Here is a 17,808-nt window from a genome sequence, read left to right as displayed (position 1 = left end):
CTTAATTCTATCCTCCTTTACAGCTCCTCTTGTACCCTGTCAAAGAACAAGGCCCTCTGCCAATCTTATTTCAACATCAAATCCGCCAGACTCAAACACGCCCTCGCCTTAGCTGCGTGAGATTTTTAACAAAGTTGTGTTAATTATTGATAGGTAAAACTCTGTTCTTGGGTCAACTACATTTGTTCCGGAGCATTGACTCCAAGCAACCCTAAACCATTCTTCAATACAATCTGAACGGCCTTCACCAGAGCCATCCGTATCCTTGTCTTTTCTAAATCATCAGAAATAACCCTCTCTCGATTATAAAACTGATGAAAGGTTTGAGCCACTTTTAAAAGATAATCCGTTAGACCGTAAGGATCTAACTGGATAGAACAACCCTCCAACACCTCTTGAAATAGGGCCAGTTTTTTAATGATTTCTACTTCCTGAGATTCAAACGATACAATCTCTGAAAGGGCTTTTTCAAAAAACTGATGAGACCCCCCTATTTCACGCTCAACCTTCTCAAAAATACTACAAATTCTGGCATGTGCATATTGAATATAATAAATTGGATTTTCAAGAGAATGTTTCTTGGCTAAATTCAAATCAAAATCTAAATGACTATCCGTACGCCGCATGAGAAAGAAATACCTTCCGACATCCTTCCCAACTTCATCCATCACCTGTCTTAAGGTAACAAATTCTCCCCGACGAGTCGACATCGATAATTTCTCATCCCCTTCGTAGAGAGTTGCCAATTGTAAAATGATGACCCTGATTCTATCCGAATCAAATCCAAGGGCTGAAAGAGCTGCTTTCAATCGAGGAATATAACCATGATGATCGGGCCCCCAAATATTAATAACCCGGTCAAACCCTCTCATTAACTTATCCCGATGGTAAGCAGTATCGGGTGTAATATAAGTCATCTCCCCAGAACTTTTGATGAGGACCCGGTTTTTATCATCTCCAAAATCTGTAGACCTCAGCCAAACCGCTCCCTCCTCTTCATAAACGAAACCTCTTTTTCTTAACTCCTCTAAACAAGCCTCTACCTTGCCTGTTGCGACAAACTCTCGCTCGCTAAAATATTGATCAAATTGAACACCAAAATCGGCTAAATCCTTTTTAATCCCGTCCATCATTCGATCGCAGGCATATTGAGAGAAGAACTCAATTGCTTTTTTTTCGTCTTCTTTTGAAAATGAATCCGATTTTTTTTCAAAAACCTCTTGGGCCAAATCACGAATGTAGTCCCCCTGATAAAAATCCTCTGGAAATGAAACCGTCTTTCCTAAGAGTTCAAGATAACGCAAATAAACGGAATGCCCCAAAACATTAATTTGGCGACCCCGATCATTGAGATAATACTCTTTAAAAACATCATAACCTGTAAAATCCATAATCCTGGCGAGACTATCCCCAACTGCTGCTTGACGCCCATGGGCCAATGTTAAGGGACCCGTAGGATTGGCATTTACAAATTCAAGAATAATTTTTTGTTTATTTCCAAAGTCTGATTTTCCATATAACTCTTTCAAATGTAAAATCTCATGCAAAATGGCTAAAAGAGGCTCTTTTCCAAGATAAAAATTAATGAAACCAGGTCCCCCGATCTGAACAGATCGAAAGGTTTCAACACTTACTGAATGGCTTTTTTGAATCTCTTCAACCATTCGTTTTGCAACTTGCCCAGGGGGCTTCTTTAACTCACTTGCGAGTATCAGAGCCACATTGGTTGAAACATCTCCAAACTTTGCATCCTTTGTAGGGTCAATTGTAAAAGAAGGAAAAGAGGTAAAAATAAATTCTCCCGAAGCCTTCAAGCTCTCTAAGGCAACTTTTAAAACATCTGAAATACAATGGCGAATCACTTTATTCACAAAAACCTCTTTTATTCATTTAATAACCGTTTAGCTGACATTCCCCCCAAGGGAACCGAGGCAGTTTTTGATGGGGCGTTGAAGTCGTTCGCTCTTCAGGGTACCTCGACGAATAGTCGAGGTGAGCGAACGACTCAGTCAGAGCTCGTTCCGATCGCTGGTCGGAACGAGCGTCCACATCAGAAACTGCCTCGGTTCCCGGGAGTAGACTATTACCATTTAAGACTTCCACTCTAACTCGTCAGCATCGCCCCATAGTTGCTCCAACTTATAAAAATCTCGCGCTTCCCGACCAAAAACATGAACCATCACATCCAAATAATCGAGAATAATCCACTTCAGACTTTCATCGGAATCTCGGTGATAACAATCTATCTTTTTTTGATCCACTTTTTCTTCTACTTCATCTGCAATGGCCTTAACGTGTTTATCGACTCTTCCCGTAATGATCACAAAAAAAGACGTAATGGTTGAAATTTTGCTCACATCCAGCACTAAAATATCTTCTCCCTGCTTTAAATCAGCGACATGTGCGCAGTAAAGCGCTAAGTCCTTTGCTTCGATGTGCACCTCCCTTTATTAAAAAATCCAAAATCCAAAAATCAAAATTAAGGATGTTATTCATTTAACTACTCTTTAAATCTTTATTTTTAATATAAAGTTTCTTCCTTTGAATAAACTTAAACACTTTCTCGGGTACAAGATACCTTACTGAAAGACCCCCTGCAACTTTCTTTCTCACCTCTGTTGAGGAAATTCCAATCTCTGGCATTCTCACAAAATACCGCGTCACTTTTTTGAACCCCCTTTGACTTAAGTGAAGACTTACGTTCTTCACATCTTCGAGAGAAAATCCGGGGCGAGGCACAATCACAAAATGACAGAGTTGTATCAATTCTTCTACACGATACCAATGATACATTCCAAAAAGACTATCTGATCCCAAAATAAAAAAAAGGGAATCTTTGGGATATTTCTTCTTAAAAGCCTTCACCGTATCCAAGGAATAGGACGGCGCTTTTCGGTCTAACTCAATTCGAGAGACTTCGAAACCTGAATTTCCCTGAATAGCAAGCTCTACCATCTTTAGACGTCGAGAAGCAAGAGAAAGTGTTTCATTTTTTTTGTGGGGGGGATGGGCACTGGGAATGAAAATGATTTTATCTAGACGCATCTCTTCTCGAACTTGTTCCGCCAAAACCAAGTGTCCCATATGAATGGGATCAAATGTGCCCCCGAATAGACCTATTCTCATAGGAAATCAATCCTTCCTAAATTTTGATTTTTGATATTTGAATTTTGATTTTAATTTAACTCCTTATTTGCCCATTTCCCCTGACGATATATTTATAGCTTGTTAACTCCCTCAGTCCCATCGGACCCCGGGCATGAATCTTTTCTGTACTAATTCCAATCTCTGCTCCAAAACCAAACTCAAATCCATCAGTAAAACGAGTGGAGGCATTGTGATAAACACAGGCTGCATCCACTTCATTCAAAAATTTTTCTGCCGCTTTCTGATCTTCAGTCACAATACTATCCGAATGCATCGAGCCATAATGGTTAATATGAAAAATGGCCTCATTCAAATCTTTAACGACTTTAACGGAAAGAATCAAGTCCAGATATTCGGTGGACCAGTCCTCTTGGGTCGCTTCTTTTAAATCTTTCACCACCGATTGAGTTTGGGGACAAGCTCTGATTTCAACCCCTTTCTTCTGTAAAGATTGAATCACCCTAGGAAGAAAATTTTTCTTCAAATCTTGATGAACCAGTAAAGTTTCCGCCGCATTGCACACCCCAGGCCTTTGAACCTTTGCATTCAACACAATCTGTTCGGCCATATCCCAATTCGCTGAAGCATCTACATAAACATGGCAAACCCCTTTATAATGCTTAATCACAGGAATGCTTGTATTTTCAGCCACTGTCTTAATGAGTCCTTCTCCCCCTCTGGGAATAACTAAATCAATTTTTCCATTCATTTTCAAAAGCTCAAGAATAGCATTTCGGTCCGTTGTCTCAACAAGCTGTATCACCTCTGGAGGAATGTGGTGGGCTACGAGAACTTTGGCTAAAATTTTTGATAGTGCAATATTGGTATGAATCGCCTCTGATCCTCCCCGCAAAATAACGGCATTCCCTGATTTAAAGCAAAGACCTGCCGAATCGACTGTCACATTGGGACGCGACTCATAAATAATGGCAATGACTCCCAGAGGAACCCTTACTTTTTCAATCTCGATTCCATTCGGCCGAGTCCATTTTTCAATGATTTCACCCACAGGATCATTGAGTGCTGCAACCTGCCTCAATCCCTCGCTCATTAATTTGACCCTCTGAAGATTTAACTTCAAACGATCCAAAAGGGCAGATGAAAGCCCGGCTTTTTTCCCAGCTTCTAAATCGAGGCTATTCGCTTCTTCTATTTCATCAAAAGATTTTTCAAGCTCCTTTGCCATCGCCATCAAACAAGCACTCTTGCTTTGACTTGGCATCTGAGCCAAAAAACGTGAAGCTTCTTTTGCCTTCCTACAAATCTCTTCTATGTCATTTTTAATATTCATAAAATCACTAAATGATCTCGATGAATCACTTCCGATGGAGCCTTCTTAGAATTTTTTTTGCCCTTTTCCTCAATCATCCCTTTCAACTCTTCAGATGAATACGCCACCTCTCCTCGGCCTACTTCATATCTCTTTTCATCAAAAAGACTCACCGCATCCCTCTTCTTAAAAATCCCTCTGATGTCCAAAATTCCTGGCAGCAAAAGACTCCGCCTCTTCTGGCACACAGCCTCAATCGCTCCTTCATCTAAAACGAGTCCGCCCTTAGGTCTTACAAAATGGGCAATCCACCTTTTTTTTCCAGACATTTTCACATTTTTGGAAATGAAAAAAGTCCCGACTTCCTCCCCGCGAAAGATCATTTTTAAAATATCCTTCGTGAATCCATTCGCAATCATCATGGACTCGCCCGATCTCATCATCATCCGAGCGGCTTCTAGCTTTGATTGCATCCCTCCAATCCCTTTCCAATCATTCGCTCTGTGAGCCCATGTTTCAATTTCTTCATTGATTTCAAAAATGGTCCGAACCACGTCCCCATTTTTTAAAAATCCCTCTTGATCCGTCAAAATAATTAAAAGATCTGCATGAACAAGATTGGCAACCAAAGCGGAGAGTTGATCATTATCCCCAAACTTAATTTCATCAACAGCCACAGTATCATTCTCATTCACAATCGGAACCACTTTTTTTGCTAATAAAGCTTCAAAGGTATTCTTAGCGTTTAAATGCCTTCGCCGCTCCTCCAAATCTTGAGCCGTGAGAAGAACCTGAGCAATTTGAACTCCATGTTTTGAAAAGGTCTCTTGATAAAGGTGCATCAAAAGCCCTTGCCCAATCGCAGCCGCTGCTTGAAGCTTGGGAAGTTCTTTTGGGCGCTTAGATAAACCAAGCGCTTCAAGCCCGGTCACAATAGCACCTGAACTGACTAAAATCGTTTCATATCCAGACTCGACCAGCCAACGCAATTCCTCAACAAGCTGGGTCATTCGCACCTGATCCAGATGACCCTGAGCATTGACTAAAAGCTTGGTCCCGACCTTGACAACAATTCTTTTAGCCCCATTGAGAAGCTTTTTTCTAATATCGCTGTTCATGTTGAACCTTATTTATAACGGTCACGAGTGAATGAAAAGAGTCCACAGTCGACAGTCGACGATCGACAGATTTAAAGAAAGTATTTATTTCTACGGACTGTGGACCGTTGACTATGGACTCGTCTTCGTACTCAATTTTACCTTTGCCAATTCCAAAATCAAATCCTTTATTCCCTCCCCTTTTAAAGCACAAAGGGGTATCAATTCTTCTTGAGGGTATTGATTACAAAAAACCTTGAGATTCTCTTCAGCTCCAATCAAATCCATTTTGTTCGCAACAACGGCCCGTGGACGTTTTAAGAGCGATGGATCATGATGTCCAAGTTCCTGAATAAGAATGGAAAAAGCATCTTGAGGACTTGGAATAGCGACCCCTGACATATCGATGACAAACAAAAGAAAACGCGTCCGGGTCAGGTGCCTTAAGAATTCATGGCCTAATCCTACATTCCGATGAGCCCCCTCAATTAATCCTGGCATATCCGCAATAACAAGATCATTGACGGCATCTAATTTCAAGACTCCCAAGATAGGTGAAAGGGTTGTGAAAGGATAATCAGCAACTTTTGATTTTGCATTAGAAACCTTATTGAGCAAAGTAGATTTCCCCGCATTTGGAAAACCCACAAGCCCGACATGAGCAACAACCTGCAACTCAAGCAAAAGTCGAAGGGATTCTCCTTCTGCCCCATACTCAAACTCTCGAGGCGCCTGATGAGTCGAAGTATGAAAATGAGTATTTCCTCTGCCTCCTTTCCCTCCCTTTGCAACAATAAAGCTCATCCCATCCTCATCAAGATCACATAAGAGTTCCAAGGTTTGGCTGTTCTTCACCAAAGTCCCCATGGGAACCTGAACTGTTACGTCCTCACCATCTTCACCATTTTTTAAAGACCCTTTTCCATGAGCACCTTCTTTGGCTTGAATAATCGGTCTAAATCTAAAATCGATTAAGGTGGTCAGATTTCGACTTGCTTGAAAAATAACATCACCCCCATCGCCTCCGTCTCCTCCATTTGGACCGCCACGAGGTACATATTTCTCATGGCGAAAACTTGCACATCCTGTTCCTCCATTTCCACCTCTCACATCCACAAAAACATGATCAATAAACATAATTTTCCCCTAAAAAATGAAGGGCTAAGCTTTAAGAGCTCATATTCAAAATTTTAGCCCTTAAATCTTAGCCCTGTAAACAACCATGAAAATCCAAAAATCAAATATCAAAAATCAAAATGACAGATCAAAATCCAAAATGTTCCCAATGTCGTCGCGTGGAAAAATTTTGAGTTTTGGATTGTCATTTTGTATTTTGATTTTTGAATTTTAAATTTATTAGCAACACTTTACGAAGAACTGACTTCAACAGGGTAGATACTAATTCTTCGATTACGAGCACTCAGCCCCTCAAAGACCACCCTACCATTAATCTTGGCATAAAGGGTATCATCCGATCCTCGCCCCACATTTAACCCAGGCTTAAAAAGAGTGCCACGCTGGCGAATAAGAATAGATCCACCCGTTACAACTTCGTCTCCATACCGCTTCACTCCAAGACGCTGAGAGCAACTATCTCTCCCATTCCTAGAAGCTCCCTGACCTTTTTTATGTGCCATAATAAATCCGTCGTTCGTGGTTCGTTTTTCGTAACTAAAAGAAAATTAATTCACTTGTACTGACTCAATCTTAACCAAACTATGTTTTTGACGATGACCTATTTTTCTACGATAATTTTTACGTCTTGTATATTTAAACGCAATAAGTTTTTCGGCCTTTGTTTCTTTAACATATTTTCCTAATACCTTGGCATTATTAATGATAGGATTTCCAACTTTGATCTCTCCATTACCAGACACCAAAAGAACCCTATCAAAAGAAACTTCTTCGCCAGCCTCAGTCGTATCAAGTTTTTCAACTTTAATCAGATCTCCCGACTGGACTCTGTACTGCTTTGCGCCTGTCTCAATGACTGCAAATAATTCGCTCATACCATCCCTCTCTAGAATTTTGTAGGAACACTATAGGGTTCAAGCCCTAATCTGTCAAGGTGAAATAGACGGAATAAGTTTTCAACCGCAAGGACATTAGGATTTTCAAACACCCATTCATATCCGGGGCTGATCTGTGGCGTCACCCCATAGACCCCCTCCCTCATCTCTGTGACATACATGTCTCTTTCATCTCATTCTCCTTTCCTCAAACCTGCTAACCCTCTTTATCATAAAATCCAATTCTCAATTTTTTGGCCATTAGCATGAAATCAGCGAAATAATTTTACACCGTTATTGACCCGGCTCACCCTCGCTTTTTGCTTGAGGACCGCGATGGGCTAACCTATGACTAAAATAATCTTAGGGAAAGAGGCAGGACTTATCTCAATAAAATCTCCTTTTTTTAAGGCAAGATAAGGCGTAAAAAATTTCTTAAAATCTTGCTCAAATTCTCTCACCTGAAGCCCCATATAAAGATCGGGTACTTTTGAAAATTTTTTAAGGCTTTCCTGATAAAGAGACTGAGCTCCCCAAAAATTACCTCTTTCCAAATGGTAAATAGCGACTGCAGCCTGAATCAAGGCTTGATAAAAAATTTCCTGAATACCTCCCACTTCTAGCCAAAGACTTTCCAGGCATTCATGGCATTCAAAATATTGCCTCTCATTAAAACATTTAATTCCTTCAAGATATTTTTCTGGATAGTTCATTTACTTTTTTCTAATTTTTTGCTTTTACATTTTTATTTTTGATTTGTAATTTTGATTCTTGATTTTTGATCTTTGATTTTATTGATAGCGCACTAAAATACAATTTAAAAATTATCGCCAGATAGGAAAAAAATACTGCCTGGGTGACAAAAAGAACCCCGGTAGGTCGCTTCCTTCCTCGTTCTCAGGAAAAGATTAAGGATTCTACCGGGTTCTTTTTTCCCTCGCCCTACGCGATCAAGGTCGAGATTCATAACCAACATCGAGTATTCTAAATTCTATAGCCTTATACAGCAAAATCCATACCATTATTTTTCGAGCTTACTTTACCTATCTCAACAAGATAACTGCTCCAAACTGAAACATTCATTCCAGCACCTACACACAGGGCGAAGCGAGCAGGGTTTACATTTGAGAATATCTTGACGACTAGGACAATCCCCAGATATACCCAAATGGCAAAGGGCAAAATCATATTTGACAGGATCACTAGAATCTAATAATTTAAGACTTTCAGTGATCTCACAACTTGTTTTCCAAGAATAAGTTAAAGAAGAAGTTAACCCTAGATATCTGCTGATACGAGCGACATGAGTATCGAGGGGGATGATTAAATCTTTGGAACGAACCTTCTTCCAAACTCCTAAATCAACTGAATCAGGCCCTCTCACCATCCATCTCAAAAATAAACATAAACGTTTACAAGTGCTTCCATCTTTTGGATTTGGAAGGAAAAACCGCACAGGTGAATCTTTAGGTAATCGACCCGAGCGATAAAATGGAAACACCTCTTGATTTAAAAACCCATGGACAAACTGAGAGATGGATTGTTCCATCTGAGGAAAGTCTTCAGAGTAAAATTTCAGAAAAAATTTTTCCAGTGAGCCATATTGATTAAGGATCTTGCTTATCAAATAAATGAAACAAGCAATGTGCCGACCTCGATGGAATCGATAAGTGAAATCATGAAAAAGCTTCCGATCTCTCTCGGGATCAAATTTTATAATAAATTGATAAGGGGAAGGTCCCATGATTTGAAATAAACGTTCAAGAAATTCAAGAATTTTTTCGACACGGCCATAGGCCAAACTGGAAGCTAATAAAGCCACCACTTCTTGATCGCGGGGTTCTTGATAGCGATGGATAAAAAGGATAGGATCTTGAGAAAGATGTTTGGAATAATTAAACTTTTTTAGAAAAGGATCTAAATATTTTTTGAGTTCAAGAGGGGAGTTCATAGAAATGTATGTTTTAAAGAGAGCAAAACCTTATTCCTAAAGCCCTCTCAAAAAGGTCCAGAGCTAAGGGCGCTTGCAAGCGTTGGAGGAGGCGTACTTTTTGTTGTACGTCGACGACTAAGCGAAGCAAGCAACGCAGCAGATGGGCCTTTTTCAGAGGGCTAGACATTCCGCAATTTGGACCGCATTTAGCGCCGCCCCTTTCAGGAGTTGATCTGCAACCACCCACAAGGCAATTCCATTGTGGAGCGCAATGTCTTCTCGAATACGACCGACAAAAACATTATATTTTCCTGTAGCATCAATGGCCAAAGGATAAAGATTTTGCTTAGGATTATCCTGAACCGTGATTCCAGGCGCCTTTGATAAAATTTCTTTTACTTGAGAAGCTGTTAATTTTTTCTCAAGCTCAATATGAACCGCTTCTGAATGGGCTCTGAAAACCGGAACCCGCACACAGGTAGCCGAAATTTTCATCTCATCATCATGCATAATTTTATGCGTCTCATGAACCATTTTCATTTCTTCCTTGGTATAACCGGTGTCATAAAAAACATCCACATGAGGAAGAACATTAAACGCAATTTGATGAGGATAAACCTCTTTTGAAATAACTTCACCCTTTGCCCACTGCTTTACTTGATTTTCCAACTCCTGAATCGCCTTCATTCCTGTACCCGAAACGGCCTGATAGGTATTCACAATCACCCGTTTAATCCTTGAAACTTGATGAATGGGATTTAAGGCAACCACCATTTGAATGGTGGAGCAATTAGGATTGGCAATCATTCCTTGATGCTTTTGAATATCATCTGAATTAATCTCGGGAACCACCAAAGGAACATTCGGATCCATTCGAAAAGCACTTGAATTATCAATCACAACGGCACCGCTTTTTACCGCATGAGGGGCAAATTCAAGGCTTCGACCTGCACCCGCACTAAAAAGGGCAACTTCCACTCCTTTAAAAGAGGTGCTTTTCAATTCTTCAACAGGCAAAGATGTTCCACAAAAAGACATGTTCTTTCCCGTAGAACGGAGAGATGCAAAAAGTCTTAACTCTTTTACGGGAAATTTTCGATCCTCAAGAACTTTAATCATTTCATGGCCCACGGCCCCCGTGGCACCGACGATGGCAACGTTGTAACTTGACATAAATCCTCTTTAAAATATCAAAATCCAAAAATCAAAATACAAAATGACAAATCAAAATTTAAAAATTCTAATTTGCTTAAGCATTTAGTTTTCGTTTTAAATTTTTGATATTTGCATTGTCATTTTGATTTTTGCATTTTGATTTTTGATTTATGAGACTAACTCCGCAACAAGGTCCCCCACTTGCGTTGTGGTGTATCCCATCTGCCCTGCAGATAAAGACTTGAGCTTCTGGCTTGTTACTTCAATCACTGCCTTCTCAATTTTTTGGGCGGATTCCTTTTCACCCAAATAATCAAGCATCATCCCTCCAGCACTGATCGCAGCCAAAGGATTGATTTTATTCTGTCCCGTATACTTTGGAGCAGAGCCCCCAATGGGTTCAAACATGGAAACGCCCTCGGGATTAAGATTTCCTCCTGCCGCAATTCCCATCCCTCCCTGAATCATGGCCCCTAAATCTGTAATAATATCTCCAAACATATTGTCGGTCACAATCACATCAAACCATTCCGGATTTTTGACCATCCACATGCACGTGGCATCGACATGGGCATAATCTGTTTTCACATCTGAATATTGCAGAGCAATTTCATGGAAGGCCCTTTCCCATAAATCAAAGGCAAAGGTCAGAACATTCGTTTTTCCACAAAGGGTTAATTTTTTTGAACGATTTCGCTTTTGGGTATATTCAAAGGCAAAACGTAAACACCGCTCAACCCCCTTACGAGTATTGATGGACTCTTGAATCGCGACCTCATCGGGTGTTCCCTTTTTTAGAAAACCACCTGCACCACAATAAAGACCTTCTGTGTTTTCACGGACCACTACAAAATCAATATGTTCAGGACCTTTATTCTTAAGAGGGGTCTCGACCCCCGCATAAAGTTTTACCGGTCTTAAATTTATATACTGATCAAGTGCAAACCTCAATTTTAAGAGAATCCCCTTCTCTAAAATTCCAGGTTTTACCTCAGGATGACCAATGGCCCCCAAATAAATAGCGTCAAATTTCTTAAATTCCTCAATGGCTGAATCAGGTAAAATGTCCCCTGTCCTCTGGTAATGTTCTCCTCCAAAAGGAAACGAAATCCATTCAACCTTAAAGCGATGTTGGGCTACACTGTCAATCACCTTCATCCCTTCCCGAATCACCTCAGGTCCCGTCCCATCCCCTCCCATGACTGCAATTCTATATGTCTTAGACACCGTCCACCTCCTAAAATGTGTTGTGGATTATATCCGAAGAGCCTATATTAAACAAACGGATTTTTAATCTTTCAATTTTAACCCAGATTTTGCAATAGACGCGATAACTCAAGAGCAAGAGCTTGAGCCAGATTGGCCTGAAGACAAGGTCCCCGTAGGGGGAAACGTAGGCATACATTGATAGATGTCTGTCGCTTCATAAGGAAAAGAAACATCTACTAGCGCAGTCGGCCCTTTGTCTGCCATTAAGGCAGCGGGCCTCCTTTGCTGGCATTTCTGAAGGCCAAGGTGGCTAAGATCTCAGCAAAAATTCCGCGGCCTATTGCAAATTCTGGGTTTAATGGAGCATTCGAATGAAAGAAATCACCATTTCAGAAAAAAAAATTTATACAGGTCGCATCCTTGATCTCGTTGTTAAAAAAGTTCGTATGCCCAATGGCCTCATTGCAACCCGCGAAGTCGTCACGCATGGAGGGGTTATTGCAGTCATTCCCTTTCTTGAAGATGGGAAAATCGTGATGGTCAAGCAATACCGAAAAACAGCAGAAAAGATAACTTTAGAAATTCCTGCAGGAAGAATGGATCCTGGAGAAACACCTCTCCAAACGACAAAGCGTGAACTGCGGGAAGAAACAGGTTATGTGGCTCAAAAAATCAAAAAACACTTGAGCTTTTATCCTGCCATTGGATACAGCAACGAGCTGATTCATCTTTTTACGGCTTCAGACCTTACTTTAAAGGAGACAGATCCAGATGAGGATGAACTCATTGAAGCGGTCAGATTAACCTTGCCTGAGGCGTTAAAAAAAATTGATGAGGGTAAAATTATCGACAGCAAAAGCATCTTGGGACTTTTGTATGTTGCGCAACATCAAATCTCATCATAAAATAGGACGATGAGACCTAATGATATTAAACGGGTACTGAACCCTTATTTTAATGCGAATCCTGAGATTCAAATAGCTTATCTCTTCGGCTCTTTGGCTAAAGGAGAAGATCATCCAGAAAGCGATGTTGATCTTGCTATTCTCCTCAATGAAACATCTTCCCCTTCCCAAACCTCCTATCGTTACAAAGCTGAACTAATATCTGAACTGATGTCATTTTTAAAAACAAAGAGAATCGACCTTTCTATTCTGAACGAGAGTCCCCTCCTCTTATGTTTTAATGTGGTCCATGATGGAATTCTTCTTCACTCAAAGAACGAAATCATGCGAATTCAATTTGAGGCAAGAACGATGAGCTTCTATTTTGATCAAGAATACTATTATCGTCGCCATGCAGAATTGGCCTTGGAAAGGATTGCTCGGGGAGGATTCTAATGACTTCTTTACTGACAATCAATTCAAAAATTGAAAAACTAAAAGAGTATCTTTCCTATCTCAAGAGCTACCAAAAAAGTTCTCTTCAAGAACTAGAAAACGACTATACCCTCCAAGGAGCGGTTTTACATTATCTTCAACTGACCATTGAATGCACCATCGATATTGGAGAACTGCTTATCAGCGAGCTTAAGTTACGCAAACCTGAAGGAGCAAGAGAAGTTTTCAAAATCCTCGCTGAAAATAAAATATTACCGGAAAATTTCGCACAGAACTTTTCTCCTGTTGCTGGATTTAGAAACATCATTGTTCATGAATATGCCGAAGTCGATATGAAAAAGGTGCACCCATTTCTCGAAAACGATCTTGAAGATTTCGAACATTTTTCACAGTACATTGCCGAATATCTATTAAAGAGGAAATTTTGACCAAAAACATCACCCTTCAGGCTTAAATTCGGTAAATACACCCATCTTTCTAAATTTTTGATATCTCGTTTCAATTAACTCTTCAGAGCCCATTTTAATCAATTCAAGCAAATGTTTTTGAACCGTTTTTCGAAGATGGCGAGCTGTGATTTCATAGTCATGGTGGGCCCCGCCGATAGGCTCTGGAATTATTTCATCTACAATTCCCAAAGAAAGCAAATCATATGCAGTTAATTTTAGGGCCTCAGCTGCATCAACCATTTTTCCTTTTTCACGCCAAAGAATAGAAGCACATCCTTCCGGAGATATGACCGAATAATATGCATTCTCCAAGATGAGAATACGGTCTGCTACCCCAATTCCCAAAGCACCTCCGCTACCTCCTTCTCCAATCACTGCCGCCACAATCGGAACCTTAATCTGGGACATCTCCCTCAAATTAACAGCAATAGCCTCCGCTTGACCTCGCTCTTCAGCCCCTACACCCGGATAAGCCCCAGGAGTATCGATCAAGGCCAAAATCGGAGTTTTCGCTTTTTCAGCCATCTGCATCAATCGCAAGGCCTTTCGATATCCTTCTGGATGAGCACAACCAAAGGAACGTTTTTGCCGCTCTTTAAGATCCCTTCCCTTTTGATGCCCAAGCACCATCAAACGATGGTCTTCCATTTTTGCGAAGCCCCCAACCAAGGCCTGATCATCGCCAAAACGTCGATCCCCATGAAGTTCAATAAATTCTTCCATGACAAGGCGAATATAATCGAGGGTATAAGGCCTTTGAGGATGGCGTGCAATTTGAACTCTCTGCCATGCGGTCAAATTCTGTAAGATTTGATGACGAAGACCCTCTAATTTTTTTTCAAGGTTTTTAAGTTCCGAGGTAACATCGATTCCCTTTTCTTGGGAAAATTTCTTGAGCTCAGAGATTTTCTGCTCAAGCTCTAAAATCGGTCTTTCAAACTCTAAACTGGATTGTTTCATATTATTCAACAATACTGACAACCGTGCCCACGGGAACAATTTTATAAAGCTCCTCAACTTCTTCATTTTTAAGACGAATACAACCTGCACTAGATTGTTTTCCAACCGAAGTTGGATCCAAAGTTCCATGAATGCCATAACCTTTAAAGTTAAGTCCCATCCAGCGTGTTCCTAAAATATTTTTAGGATCACCAAAAGGATAGGTTTTCCCGTCATGATGCCACGACGGATCTTTTAATTTGTTAATAACCTTGAACTCACCCACGGGAGTACTTCCCCCGACCCCAGTCCCTACTTGATAAGTTTTCACAACCTCCCCATTGATCTTGAGATTGAGAATATTAAGAGATTTACTTGCAACCAAAGAAATTTGACCTGTAAAAACGTGAAGGATCTCTCCAGGATGGAGGTTCTTGGAGCTGAGATGATTACTCTCTTCTAATAAATCAACCGTCGTATGATATTGCTTGGCAATCATAAATAGACTATCCCCTTTTCCAACCGTGATTTCTTGACGCCATCCGGGAATCGCACTATCAGAAAAAATCAGTTTTGTATTAACGTCCCAAAATTCTTTTTGGACCTCTTCATGAGTAATATTAGAAGCCAAAATAAGTTCCTTTAAAATTTCGTGAGCCTCAGTTAGTTTTCCAGAAGATTTCAGCTCTTTGGCTAGCGCAAGTTTTTTATCTGCATCTTTGACTGGAATCAATTTCTGGGTTTCGATTTGAGGAACAGGTTTTGGAATTTCTTTGGAGAGATTGGTTTTTCCAGAAGAGGGGGAATCCACTTTTTCAGAAAGCTCCTTAGGCCCTTCAAGAACGTTGCGTCCACTCAAGGGTTGATTCGAGATGATTTCAGGGGATGAGGCGACTTCTTCGGTCGGCGTTTTCATAAAGAAAAAAAATGTCCCCCCAATCCCTAAAGCCATGACGAGAAAACTGACCCTATAAACCCAAAATCGTTTCATCATGGATATCGCCTCCCATTCAAAAATTAAGAAAAATCAGGATGATTAAAAATGAAGGAAAAGAAAAAAATTTTACCCTTCGAAGATGTTCAATGTCTATTAAGCTGCGAATATTAAGATAATAACATTTTATGACTCAACATTTTTTAAAGGCTCCTCCAAAAGAAGTTCTGCTAATTGAGTTCGATGGAAAATATCGTAAACAGGTCCTCCTAAAACATAGAGAATAAAACCGATAGCGAGCGAGAGCTCACCAAAAAATATAAATCCGCCTAAGGCAACTGCACCCACCACTAAATAAAAAAAAGGACTTTTTCTCTTCAAAAATAAAGCATTGATTTTGGGATATTCAATAGTACTGATCATTAAAAAAGCTAAAAGAATCATTAAAAAAGGCGCCATTCCAATGATTCCTAACCATTCCAAATGATCCGCTGCAATGACACTCGCTGCAACAGCTCCACCTGCAGCGGTAGACGGTAACCCAGAGAAAACATACTTTGAAGGTTTATTTAATTTGGCGTTGTACCTTGCTAACCTTAATGCACAACAGACAGAATAAATAAAAGCAATGCTGATCCCCATTCGGCCTAGTTTTGAGAGACTCATTTCATAGATCAAAATCGTCGGGGCAATTCCGAAAGTCATCAAATCACAAAGAGAATCGTATTCCTCCCCAAATTTTGACATGGATTTACTGAGACGGGCGACTTGACCATCTAGAAAATCGAAGAGCATGGCCACCAAAATCCATAATGAGGCTGATGGAAAGTCTCCTTTGAGAGAAAGACTCACTGAAATCATTCCACATAAGAAATTTCCAGTCGTCATAAGATTTGGCAATAAATAAATTTTTCTCACCCGATCCTCCTTTTAAAAACAGTTATAAGCGTTAATTGATAATGGATCATTGGGAATTGATAATAAAGGTAAAATAAATAAATTCCTAAATTACCCATTTTCAATTATCAATTTTTAACACAACCTTGTTAAAATTCCTGCATTAGAAAAAAATAATTTGTTGTAAGTTGTTGATCGACTTAACTTACGTAATACTAATTCTTTGCATATATTTTATACTTGACCATATCCCCTAACTTGCTCCAGAATAACTGTATTCAAAATAAAATATGTTCTTCAGGAGATGCAGAGGATAGGGCCATTTATTCCCTTTTCAATGACTATAAGCGCAATTCCCTTTGGGCTATGTCTCGATTCTCAAATGTCGATTATCAACGTTTTCAGTATTTCTTTGAGTCATCTTGGGATGCCAATATTATGATCAATGACCAAAGAATCAAGTCAATCCAAACTCAAAACTCGAGTTCCCTAAAGATCTTATCGATGATGCCTTGCAAAAATAAATCAGTTTCAGTCACGTCCTCTTTGAGCCTTCTACTCTCTTATGCTCTTTGATACAACTTCCACTCTCTCAAAGAGTCATACCCTGTCTCATCAGTTCTTCAAAATTAAATCGGCCAGACTTATACGCAGTCTCTCTATCGCTGCTTAGAGTTTTAACAATGTTGTGTCAATGAATCAATGAACGTCCCCCCTGCTTCTCCTACATAGTAACCGATATAGTAAATTTCTTTTCCTCGTGTTATTTCTTTACGTTTAGTCATTAACCAAGCTTTATACTTGCTTCCCTGAGTAGGAATTTGTTTTCTACTCATCGCAACTAAAGCCTCAAAAAAATAAGCGTGGCCAGAAACCTCTTGCAAACATTCACAAACGTTCATTTCAACAACTTTTTTGAGTCCAAAATTTACTAAACTGTGAGATACCGCAGCCAACAATGGCTCCGGGTCAAGTCGATCAAAAACTCTGCCCCACGTTAAAAAGGCCACAACACCCTTCACTTTATCCTTCACTTTGATAGCAACGATGTCTTCCATAATGCTAGAAATTATCTGGGCCGTGAGTTATCTCGCCTCGAGAATTTACATTGGTATGACTACTATCCCTATGTTGCACGTCCCATTCCCCCTTTCTTGGATCCCATTTCCACGAATTGTTGTATTTATCAATGTATCCACCCTGCCGATCTTTTTTTAGCCCTGCTCCCTTCTGTTTTTTTGGTTTGAAAGGTCGTGACCCTGTAGTAGGAAGGTTTCCTTCCTTCCCCCCTTTAAACCACCCAACCCTTGACCCCATCGGAACACCAACTACAACGGCACCTTCTGGAAAGCCTGCAAGAACAATAGCCCCGCCTACTCCTCCCCAAGGATCAAACGGAGGGGCATGCGACGAGGAAGAATTATTTCCT

19 protein-coding genes are annotated in these 17,808 nt (G+C 40.2%); 3 read left to right on the top strand and 16 right to left on the bottom strand.

Features of this window, described 5'->3' with window-relative positions; genetic code table 11:
• Nucleotides 1-176: 176 nt before the first annotated feature.
• The 12 genes from HYS07_03625 to HYS07_03570 all read right to left on the bottom strand — a co-directional run bounded on the left by HYS07_03625 (nucleotide 177) and on the right by HYS07_03570 (nucleotide 11,838).
• A complete protein-coding gene (locus HYS07_03625) occupies nucleotides 177-1,871 on the bottom strand; it encodes an arginine--tRNA ligase (protein MBI1870265.1) in 1,695 nt (564 codons plus the stop codon).
• Between the two features lie 219 nt (nucleotides 1,872-2,090).
• Nucleotides 2,091-2,435, bottom strand: a complete 345-nt coding sequence (rsfS, locus tag HYS07_03620; GenBank protein ID MBI1870264.1) for a ribosome silencing factor — start codon at nucleotides 2,433-2,435, stop codon at nucleotides 2,091-2,093.
• Nucleotides 2,436-2,496: 61 nt separating this feature from the next.
• The gene (locus HYS07_03615; GenBank protein ID MBI1870263.1) at nucleotides 2,497-3,126 is read right to left on the bottom strand and encodes a nicotinate-nucleotide adenylyltransferase; all 630 of its coding nucleotides are present in this window, start codon (nucleotides 3,124-3,126) and stop codon (nucleotides 2,497-2,499) included.
• 55 nt (nucleotides 3,127-3,181) lie between these two features.
• Complete coding sequence (locus tag HYS07_03610; protein MBI1870262.1) at nucleotides 3,182-4,438, bottom strand: glutamate-5-semialdehyde dehydrogenase; 1,257 nt, start codon at nucleotides 4,436-4,438, stop codon at nucleotides 3,182-3,184.
• Nucleotides 4,435-5,535, bottom strand: a complete 1,101-nt coding sequence (proB, locus tag HYS07_03605; protein MBI1870261.1) for a glutamate 5-kinase — start codon at nucleotides 5,533-5,535, stop codon at nucleotides 4,435-4,437. The genes HYS07_03610 and proB overlap by 4 nt, the downstream gene beginning before the upstream one ends.
• 111 nt (nucleotides 5,536-5,646) lie before the next feature.
• Nucleotides 5,647-6,654, bottom strand: coding sequence for a GTPase ObgE (gene obgE, locus HYS07_03600; protein MBI1870260.1), 1,008 nt, complete (start codon nucleotides 6,652-6,654; stop codon nucleotides 5,647-5,649).
• Nucleotides 6,655-6,881: 227 nt separating this feature from the next.
• A complete protein-coding gene (gene rpmA, locus HYS07_03595) occupies nucleotides 6,882-7,151 on the bottom strand; it encodes a 50S ribosomal protein L27 (GenBank protein MBI1870259.1) in 270 nt (89 codons plus the stop codon).
• Between the two features lie 45 nt (nucleotides 7,152-7,196).
• Nucleotides 7,197-7,523, bottom strand: coding sequence for a 50S ribosomal protein L21 (gene rplU / locus HYS07_03590; GenBank protein MBI1870258.1), 327 nt, complete (start codon nucleotides 7,521-7,523; stop codon nucleotides 7,197-7,199).
• A 341-nt stretch (nucleotides 7,524-7,864) separates the two neighbouring features.
• Nucleotides 7,865-8,236 (bottom strand): DUF309 domain-containing protein, encoded by a 372-nt coding sequence (locus tag HYS07_03585; protein ID MBI1870257.1) that lies wholly within the window; start codon nucleotides 8,234-8,236, stop codon nucleotides 7,865-7,867.
• 335 nt (nucleotides 8,237-8,571) lie between these two features.
• Nucleotides 8,572-9,474 carry a TIGR02757 family protein gene (locus HYS07_03580; protein ID MBI1870256.1) on the bottom strand — a complete coding sequence of 301 codons (903 nt, stop codon included), beginning with the start codon at nucleotides 9,472-9,474 and terminating at the stop codon, nucleotides 8,572-8,574.
• 153 nt (nucleotides 9,475-9,627) lie between these two features.
• Entirely contained in the window at nucleotides 9,628-10,629 is a 1,002-nt protein-coding gene (locus HYS07_03575) for an aspartate-semialdehyde dehydrogenase (GenBank protein MBI1870255.1), read from the bottom strand.
• Between the two features lie 150 nt (nucleotides 10,630-10,779).
• Nucleotides 10,780-11,838, bottom strand: a complete 1,059-nt coding sequence (locus tag HYS07_03570; protein ID MBI1870254.1) for a 3-isopropylmalate dehydrogenase — start codon at nucleotides 11,836-11,838, stop codon at nucleotides 10,780-10,782.
• Nucleotides 11,839-12,191: 353 nt separating this feature from the next.
• Here HYS07_03570 and HYS07_03565 point away from each other — a divergent pair, with 353 nt between their 5' ends.
• The 3 genes from HYS07_03565 to HYS07_03555 are packed head-to-tail and all read left to right on the top strand — an operon-like array spanning nucleotide 12,192 to nucleotide 13,588.
• On the top strand, nucleotides 12,192-12,725 hold the full coding sequence (locus HYS07_03565) for an NUDIX hydrolase (GenBank protein MBI1870253.1): 534 nt from the start codon (nucleotides 12,192-12,194) through the stop codon (nucleotides 12,723-12,725).
• A 9-nt stretch (nucleotides 12,726-12,734) separates the two neighbouring features.
• Complete coding sequence (locus tag HYS07_03560) at nucleotides 12,735-13,160, top strand: nucleotidyltransferase domain-containing protein (protein MBI1870252.1); 426 nt, start codon at nucleotides 12,735-12,737, stop codon at nucleotides 13,158-13,160.
• Nucleotides 13,160-13,588: a DUF86 domain-containing protein gene (locus HYS07_03555; protein MBI1870251.1), complete on the top strand. Its 429-nt coding sequence runs from the start codon at nucleotides 13,160-13,162 to the stop codon at nucleotides 13,586-13,588. Before HYS07_03560 ends, HYS07_03555 begins: the two co-directional genes overlap by 1 nt.
• Before the next feature lie 9 nt (nucleotides 13,589-13,597).
• Here the strand turns inward: HYS07_03555 and HYS07_03550 are convergent, their stop codons facing one another.
• From HYS07_03550 to HYS07_03535, 4 genes are all read right to left on the bottom strand, one after another.
• The gene (locus tag HYS07_03550; protein MBI1870250.1) at nucleotides 13,598-14,569 is read right to left on the bottom strand and encodes an acetyl-CoA carboxylase carboxyltransferase subunit alpha; all 972 of its coding nucleotides are present in this window, start codon (nucleotides 14,567-14,569) and stop codon (nucleotides 13,598-13,600) included.
• A 1-nt stretch (nucleotide 14,570) separates the two neighbouring features.
• Nucleotides 14,571-15,542: a L,D-transpeptidase family protein gene (locus HYS07_03545; GenBank protein ID MBI1870249.1), complete on the bottom strand. Its 972-nt coding sequence runs from the start codon at nucleotides 15,540-15,542 to the stop codon at nucleotides 14,571-14,573.
• Nucleotides 15,543-15,668: 126 nt separating this feature from the next.
• Nucleotides 15,669-16,400 carry a CDP-diacylglycerol--serine O-phosphatidyltransferase gene (gene pssA, locus HYS07_03540; GenBank protein MBI1870248.1) on the bottom strand — a complete coding sequence of 244 codons (732 nt, stop codon included), beginning with the start codon at nucleotides 16,398-16,400 and terminating at the stop codon, nucleotides 15,669-15,671.
• 656 nt (nucleotides 16,401-17,056) lie between these two features.
• Nucleotides 17,057-17,437, bottom strand: a complete 381-nt coding sequence (locus HYS07_03535; protein ID MBI1870247.1) for a hypothetical protein — start codon at nucleotides 17,435-17,437, stop codon at nucleotides 17,057-17,059.
• Nucleotides 17,438-17,808: the final 371 nt, after the last annotated feature.

Source organism: Chlamydiota bacterium (assembly GCA_016178055.1).
In the GTDB taxonomy this organism is placed as follows: Bacteria; Auribacterota; JACPWU01; order JACPWU01; family JACPWU01; genus JACOUC01.
This window is presented reverse-complemented; position numbering and strand designations above follow the sequence as displayed.

Coding starts and splice junctions, on each gene's coding strand:
- HYS07_03560 (MBI1870252.1), top strand. CDS start 12,735: ATGAGACCTAATGATATTAAACGGGTACTGAACCCTTATTTTAATGCG.
- HYS07_03555 (MBI1870251.1), top strand. CDS start 13,160: ATGACTTCTTTACTGACAATCAATTCAAAAATTGAAAAACTAAAAGAG.
- HYS07_03535 (MBI1870247.1), bottom strand. CDS start 17,437: ATGGAAGACATCGTTGCTATCAAAGTGAAGGATAAAGTGAAGGGTGTT.
- rpmA (MBI1870259.1), bottom strand. CDS start 7,151: ATGGCACATAAAAAAGGTCAGGGAGCTTCTAGGAATGGGAGAGATAGT.
- proB (MBI1870261.1), bottom strand. CDS start 5,535: ATGAACAGCGATATTAGAAAAAAGCTTCTCAATGGGGCTAAAAGAATT.
- rplU (MBI1870258.1), bottom strand. CDS start 7,523: ATGAGCGAATTATTTGCAGTCATTGAGACAGGCGCAAAGCAGTACAGA.
- HYS07_03575 (MBI1870255.1), bottom strand. CDS start 10,629: ATGTCAAGTTACAACGTTGCCATCGTCGGTGCCACGGGGGCCGTGGGC.
- HYS07_03545 (MBI1870249.1), bottom strand. CDS start 15,542: ATGATGAAACGATTTTGGGTTTATAGGGTCAGTTTTCTCGTCATGGCT.
- HYS07_03550 (MBI1870250.1), bottom strand. CDS start 14,569: ATGAAACAATCCAGTTTAGAGTTTGAAAGACCGATTTTAGAGCTTGAG.
- HYS07_03610 (MBI1870262.1), bottom strand. CDS start 4,438: ATGAATATTAAAAATGACATAGAAGAGATTTGTAGGAAGGCAAAAGAA.
- HYS07_03565 (MBI1870253.1), top strand. CDS start 12,192: ATGAAAGAAATCACCATTTCAGAAAAAAAAATTTATACAGGTCGCATC.
- HYS07_03585 (MBI1870257.1), bottom strand. CDS start 8,236: ATGAACTATCCAGAAAAATATCTTGAAGGAATTAAATGTTTTAATGAG.
- HYS07_03615 (MBI1870263.1), bottom strand. CDS start 3,126: ATGAGAATAGGTCTATTCGGGGGCACATTTGATCCCATTCATATGGGA.
- HYS07_03580 (MBI1870256.1), bottom strand. CDS start 9,474: ATGAACTCCCCTCTTGAACTCAAAAAATATTTAGATCCTTTTCTAAAA.